7 protein-coding genes are annotated in these 6,612 nt (G+C 40.4%); 1 reads left to right on the forward strand and 6 read right to left on the reverse strand.

All coding sequences use genetic code 11. From position 1 onward, the window contains the following. Position 1: 1 nt before the first annotated feature. From LCL91_RS18770 to LCL91_RS18795, 6 genes are all read right to left on the reverse strand, one after another. Complete coding sequence (locus LCL91_RS18770) at positions 2 to 1,102, reverse strand: Glu/Leu/Phe/Val dehydrogenase dimerization domain-containing protein (RefSeq protein ID WP_425589697.1); 1,101 nt, start codon at positions 1,100 to 1,102, stop codon at positions 2 to 4. A gap of 26 nt (positions 1,103 to 1,128) precedes the next feature. Next, positions 1,129 to 1,524 carry a thioesterase family protein gene (locus LCL91_RS18775; protein ID WP_224884629.1) on the reverse strand — a complete coding sequence of 132 codons (396 nt, stop codon included), beginning with the start codon at positions 1,522 to 1,524 and terminating at the stop codon, positions 1,129 to 1,131. Between the two features lie 196 nt (positions 1,525 to 1,720). Continuing rightward, the gene (locus LCL91_RS18780) at positions 1,721 to 2,515 is read right to left on the reverse strand and encodes an ABC transporter ATP-binding protein (protein WP_098446483.1); all 795 of its coding nucleotides are present in this window, start codon (positions 2,513 to 2,515) and stop codon (positions 1,721 to 1,723) included. Then, positions 2,481 to 3,515 (reverse strand): ABC transporter permease, encoded by a 1,035-nt coding sequence (locus LCL91_RS18785; RefSeq protein WP_224884631.1) that lies wholly within the window; start codon positions 3,513 to 3,515, stop codon positions 2,481 to 2,483. The genes LCL91_RS18780 and LCL91_RS18785 overlap by 35 nt, the downstream gene beginning before the upstream one ends. Positions 3,516 to 3,621: 106 nt before the next feature. Then, a complete protein-coding gene (locus tag LCL91_RS18790) occupies positions 3,622 to 4,632 on the reverse strand; it encodes an ABC transporter substrate-binding protein (RefSeq protein ID WP_425589698.1) in 1,011 nt (336 codons plus the stop codon). A 172-nt stretch (positions 4,633 to 4,804) separates the two neighbouring features. Continuing rightward, positions 4,805 to 5,773, reverse strand: a complete 969-nt coding sequence (locus tag LCL91_RS18795) for an NAD(P)H-dependent flavin oxidoreductase (RefSeq protein WP_224884633.1) — start codon at positions 5,771 to 5,773, stop codon at positions 4,805 to 4,807. Positions 5,774 to 5,940: 167 nt separating this feature from the next. Here LCL91_RS18795 and LCL91_RS18800 point away from each other — a divergent pair, with 167 nt between their 5' ends. Beyond that, complete coding sequence (locus tag LCL91_RS18800; RefSeq protein ID WP_224884635.1) at positions 5,941 to 6,465, forward strand: gamma carbonic anhydrase family protein; 525 nt, start codon at positions 5,941 to 5,943, stop codon at positions 6,463 to 6,465. The last annotated feature ends 147 nt before the right edge of the window (positions 6,466 to 6,612 follow it).

Below are 6,612 nucleotides of genomic sequence, written 5' to 3' on the forward strand. Positions count from 1 at the left end.
ATTAAGAGCGAACAGACCACTTCCCTGGTTTCTTATGCGCAAAGAAGCTATTTCTTCGTTTTCGGCTTTCGATTCGCTGTTCACAAAAAAGGTTCGCCGCTTTTATCGTTGAAAATGAGTGAGTCTCCGCCTGCTCAAAAATGGACAATAACGTATCGTAAATCGCCTTTGTTTTTTGAAGCACTCGTTTGGGGTTTGGGGAATACAATTCATCAGATACCTGGATTAAGCCCCCGCTATTTACAATATAGTCTGGCGCATAAAGAATACCGCGTTCATTGAGCTGATCACCGTGCTCATTTGTTAAAAGCTGATTATTCGCAGAACCGACAATCGCTTGTACTTTAAGCTTATGGATGGTTTGATCATTAATGATCCCTCCAAGTGCACAGGGAACAAAAACATCGGCGTCCGCTTCATAAATGTCATCTCCAGTAACGACCTTTACCCCCTGGTTGAGCTCAATCGCTCGTTGAATTAAGCGATCAATCGCTGATTGATTAATATCTGAAACAATCAAATCTGCTCCTTTTTCAAGAAGCATTTCCGCGACTTTATAGCCAACCTTTCCAAGACCTTGAATCGCATATGTTCTCCCACCTAATTCTTCTGAACCGAAAACAGTTTTATTCGTAGCTTGTATGCCGTAAAGAACGCCGTTAGCTGTTGGAATGGAGGAATCTCCACTGCCACCATATTCTTCTGGAACCCCTACAATACAGCTACTTTCTCTTAGTGAATGAACAAAATTATCAGGAGTTGTTCCCATATCTGTTCCTGTGTAAAATCGTCCATTCAACGATTCTACAAATTGACCAAAGGCTCGAAAAAGCTCAGGCGTCCGATCTTTCAGCGGATCACCGATAATCACTGCCTTGCCACCTCCAAAATCCACATCAGCAGCTGCACATTTATACGTCATGCCTTTGGAAAGTCTTAAGACATCTTCAATGGCATCATCTACCGTTTCATAGGGACGCATTCGACATCCACCAAGCGCTGGTCCTAGCGTTGTGTTATGTATGGCGATTATGGCTTTTAGACCTGTATCAGCATCATTACAAAATAATAATTGCTCATGCTCTGCTATGCGATCAAACACGATTTTCACCCCTTTTATGAAATCGCTTACATTTTAGCGTTTTCTAATTTCTCGTCGATCACCTTTTTAGGGAGAATAAACTGAATCACTTTTCCTGTTCCAATAAGCTCTCTTCCTTTTTTAACATCTATTCTGCTAATAACCGATTTGTGTGTAAGTGTAATAATAACGGCTCGTATTGTAAGGGACTGCCCTTCACACGCTGGACCCATATGCTTTACCTCAACACCGCCGCCGATTCCCTCTTCATCATCTTCAAGATAAGGAAGGATTAACTGTCTTGCGGCCCACTCCATATGATAGACCATCGATACAGTCGAATAAGCTTGATGAATGATTTTGCCTTCAAACTGAGCATACATATCTGGCGTGACCTTTACATGAATGACAGCACTCTGTCCAACCGAAATTCCCTGTTTCATCAGCTACACCTCACACCATATTATATGACGTTTATTTAACGATATAATAACATCACGTATAATAACCGTCAATAAATTGTCAAAAAATTAAGAACTAAATAATAGTGAAATATTCTAAAGGTAAGCATGCTAATCATCCTTACCTCCATAAGCCATTTAAAGAAAAACCAACCGGAAATCCGATTGGTTTCAATTCCTACCCTAAAAGGGCTCGGTCATTATTCATCTTTGTACCTTTGATTCGCTGGAATTCTTGAAGCAGAGCCTCAATTGTTAAATTCTGCTTATCTTCTCCTTCAACTTCTAATATAATTTTACCGCTATCCATCATAATTAGTCGGTTGCCTAAGTCCAGCGCCTGTTGCATATTATGAGTGACCATAAGTGTTGTTAATTGAGTTCTTTCCACAATTTCACCAGTCAATTTCGTAATTAAAGCTGCTCTGGCAGGATCGAGAGCTGCAGTATGTTCATCTAATAAGAGCATTTTAGGCTCTGTGAATGTCGCCATTAAAAGGGACAGTGCTTGCCTCTCTCCTCCCGATAGCATGCCAACTTTCGCAGACAGGCGATCCTCAAGACCAAGATGAAGCGTCTCAAGCGCTTCTTGAAAAGTTGTTTTCAGCTTTTTAGTCACGCCTTTCATTAGCGTTCTTCTTCGATTTCGATTGTAGGCGAGGGCAAGGTTTTCCTGTATCGTCATGGATGGAGCTGTTCCTGCCATAGGATCCTGGAAAACGCGTCCGATTAACTTTGACCTCTTATATTCTGGTAAGCTTGTAATCTTCTTATCATCAATAAAGACATCTCCAACATCAGGTGTTAATACCCCGGAAATCATATTCATTAAAGTTGATTTCCCTGCTCCGTTACTTCCGATCACTGTAACAAAATCACCTGGATCAAGCGTTAAATTAATATCTTCAAGTGCAATCTTCTCATCAAGCGTACCTTCGTTAAATACTTTGTGAATTTGATTTAGTTGAAGCATACTCTTCGCCTCCATCCTTCATTTCTTTTAACTTCAACTCTTGCTGAAGACGTTTTCGCTTCTTTCGATTTCGTTCTTTTTGACCATCTATTAATTGTGGAAGAACAAGAGCAGCAATTACAATCACAGCTGTAATCAATTTCATATCACCTGTCTCCAGGAAATCCACTCGCAGCGCTAAACTGACAACAATTCGATAGACAATCGCTCCTCCAACTACAGCGAATGTCGTCACGGCTATTGTCCGTGTTCCAAAAATTGCTTCTCCAATAATCACTGAAGCAAGTCCAATAATAATCATTCCAATGCCCATCCCAACATCTGCAAATGAGCTATACTGTGCAATTAATGCGCCGGCAAGTGCTACAAGAGCGTTCGAAAGCCCAAGTCCAAGAATCGTAAATTGATCCGTGTTCGCTGAGAAACTACGAATCATTCGTTTATTATCACCTGTTGCTCGAAGTGCAAGACCAATTTGCGTGCGTAAAAATAAGTCTGTCAAAATTTTTATAAGTGTCGTAACAAGTAGCATGCTTATTAAAACGGACCATGTTGATGTTAGGTTGCCAAGTCCAATTGATGAAGCTAAGTTGCTTAGTAGAGGATCGAACCCAGATGCTTCAAAAAAACCTTCTAATTTGGTAAAAACCGATTCCTCATTTAGCAACGGAACATTGGACCTTCCCATTATTCTTAAGTTTATGGAATAGAGTGCAATCATCATAAGAATCCCCGCAAGAAGAGGATTGATTTTCCCTTTTGTATGTAGGAGGCCTGTTACGCAACCCGCTAAAAACCCCACTCCGATCGCTACAAGCGTAGCAAAAAAAGGATTCGTTCCATTTACAATTAGAATTGCAGCAATAGCTGCACCAGTGACGAAGCTCCCATCAACGGTTAAATCGGGAAAATCTAGAATACGAAACGATAAATAAACACCAAGTGCCATAATTGCATAAATAATGCCAGATTCTACTGCTCCAAACATTGCTGAACCCATACCGAACTCCCTCCTATTCTTTTCACAGTGGATTTATCCATTTGAAAACGGTATTCGTAAAAAAAGGTTCGAAAAAGAAAACCCCTTCTTTTTCGAACCCATTTTTCTACTCTGTGTACTCCCCCATCTCTTCCCATTCTGACTTCACTTCGATGCCCATTTCTTCTGCTGCTGTTTCATTCATTTTAAGTTTTAAATTCTGAGGGTATTGCACTGGAATATCTGCCGACGTTTCTTCACCTTTTAAAATCTTTGCAGCCATCTGACCTGCTTCATAGCCAATATCTTGATAATCAAAACCATAAGCCGCAAAGGCACCGCGGTTAACAGAATCAAATTCTCCCGCAAACATCGGAATGTCCTTATCATTTGCTACGCTGATGACCGATTCGAGCGCTGATACGACCGTGTTATCTGTCACGATGTAAATCACATCTACTTTACCAACAAGCGCTTCAGCTGCTTGCTTTACCTCAGCTGAAGTGGAAACACTCTTCTCAACAGCTTTCATATCCTTACCTTCCATTGCTTCTTTCACAATATCAACTTGGGCCACAGAATTTTGTTCCCCGGCATTGTAGATCAGCCCAACATTTTTAGCATCGAACTCATTGGCAATAAACTCAATTGTTTTTGGAATCGCTTCAGGATGAGTATCTGTTGTACCTGTTATATTCTCACCTGGTTTATCAAAATCCTCGACAAGTTTTGCCCCGACTGGATCCGTTACCGAAGTAAAAACAATCGGAATATCGGAAGTGGCATTTAACGCGGACTGTGCACTTGGCGTTGAATTCGCAAAAATTAAATCTACTTCATCACCTACGAGGTTTTGCGCAATCGTGTTACTGTTGTTCATGTCATTCTGAGCATTTTGAACATCGTAAGTAATGTTATCTCCTTCTTTAAATCCGTTCTCTTCGAGTGCCATTTTAAAACCTTCATAAGCTGCATCTAGTGAAGGGTGCTCCACGATTTGCGTGACGCCAATTGTATAAGTATCTTTACTTGCTTGTCCTTCATCATCTGCGTTTGATGACGAATTGTTCGATCCACACCCTGAAAGTACCATCACGCTTACTACCGAAATTCCAATCCACTTTTTCCAGGATTTCAAATGCCTGTCCTCCCCCAAATAAGTTCTTCCAACTTATTGTCATCATATTTTAATCCTATCGCCTGTCCGGCATATTGTATCGTTATGGTACACTTGCAAATCTAGCTTGTCAACGAGTATTCAAACAATTATTACTATTTTATATTTTCAAAAATAATATTTTGATATAGATCTAGTGCTTTAAATAAAAACCTTTAAATGCTTTCATCTGATTCTCGTAAATTTGCTCAGCTCCTTCCATCATTTCTTTAAATAGCTCCTGAACTGTCGGAATGGACTTAACTAATCCGCTTATTTGTCCGCCATTAATAAATCCCTCATCCAATCGCCCTTCTACTGCACCAATTCGATGTTTTTCCTCATCTGTCATTGCTTCAAAATCATCTGGATGAATACCTGCTACTTCCGCTTGAATTAATCGGTCAGCATAAGCTGTTTTTAAAATCCTACGTACTTTTCCGACGCTCCGTCCTACGATGACCGTTTCTGTATCATCTGCTTCTAGTAACCTTTCAACATACCGTTCATGATAAGGTGATTCCTTCGTTGCAATTAACCTTGTTCCCATTTGAATCCCCTCTGCCCCTAAAGCTAATGCTGCGGCAAAGCCTTTTGAATCACCTACCCCTCCTGCAGCAACGACGGGTATTTGCACTTTAGAGACAAGTTGAGGTATAAGCGTCATTGTCGTAAGCTCAAGTGGCGAATTGATTCCAGCAGCTTCAAAGCCTTCTCCTACGATAAGATCGGCACCAGCTTTTTCAGCTTTTTGTGCATGCTTCACGCTAGCGGTAACACAAATGACCTTGATGTTATTTTGTTTAAAATAATGAATATAAGGGGCTGGGTTACCGGCTGAAAGAGAGACGACAGGTACAGCGTATTTTACAGCTAATTCACACATTCCTTTTAAGTTTGCTGTAACCGAAATTGGTATATTGAGCGCAAATGTTTTCTTAGTTCGTTTCTTCATATCAATAATCAATGATTCTACTTCACCTACTGTTAAAGTACCTGTTCCGATTGTTCCGAGTCCGCCTGCTTCTGACACAGCTGAAGCAAGAACAGGACTCGAAATATTCCCCATTCCTCCTTGTATAAATGGGTAGTGAACGGACAGCAACTCACAAAGACGTCTCATTGTATATCTCCTCCTAAATTCATGACGATATTATTACGCTTTAGATGAAACGTGTTATACTTATTTATAACATTCAAAGTGAAATAAAAAATTCCTGCTTCTTATGAAACACGATTTATTTCTAGTCCGTCACTAGCCTGTTATTTCAGAAAGGAGAATACGCTTATATGTTATTTTCGTATAATGGTTTAACACCAGAGCTTGCGGAAGATGTGTACGTAGCTCCAGGCGCCAAAATTATAGGGGATGTTACAATTGGAGAAAAATCAACCGTATGGTTTAATGCCGTTTTAAGAGGGGATGAAGCACCAATCATAATTGGAAAAGGGTGCAATATTCAGGACAATTGTACGTGCCATTTGTTTGAAGGGTTCCCCCTTGTGTTAGAAGACGAAGTATCTGTTGGCCATAATGCGATTCTACATGGCTGTACAATTCGTAATGGAGCATTAATCGGTATGGGAGCAATCGTACTTGACGGGGCTGAGATTGGTGAAGGTTCGCTAATAGGGGCAAATACGCTGATCCCTTCTGGCAAAAAGATTCCACCACATTCTATGGTTCTCGGCTCTCCAGGAAAAGTAATCAGGCAATTAACAGAGAAAGACAAGGAACTCATCACCTTAACGATTGAAACGTATAAAACAAAGGGGAAAGAATTTAAAGATCAGGTACATGAAGTGGTCAGATAACGAAAAAGAAGGAACGGGATACCCGTTCCTCAGCTTGTAGAGGAACCCTTGGTTCCTCTACAAGCTTTTTTAATGGTTTTGATTTTCCTGTTAGTTGAAATGGTGTTTTGAAGTATATAAGATGAAAAAAACTCTCCTTCACCTAGC

Origin of the sequence: Guptibacillus hwajinpoensis (genome assembly GCF_020171785.1) — a bacterium.
In the GTDB taxonomy this organism is placed as follows: domain Bacteria; phylum Bacillota; class Bacilli; order Bacillales; family Guptibacillaceae; genus Guptibacillus; species Guptibacillus sedimenti.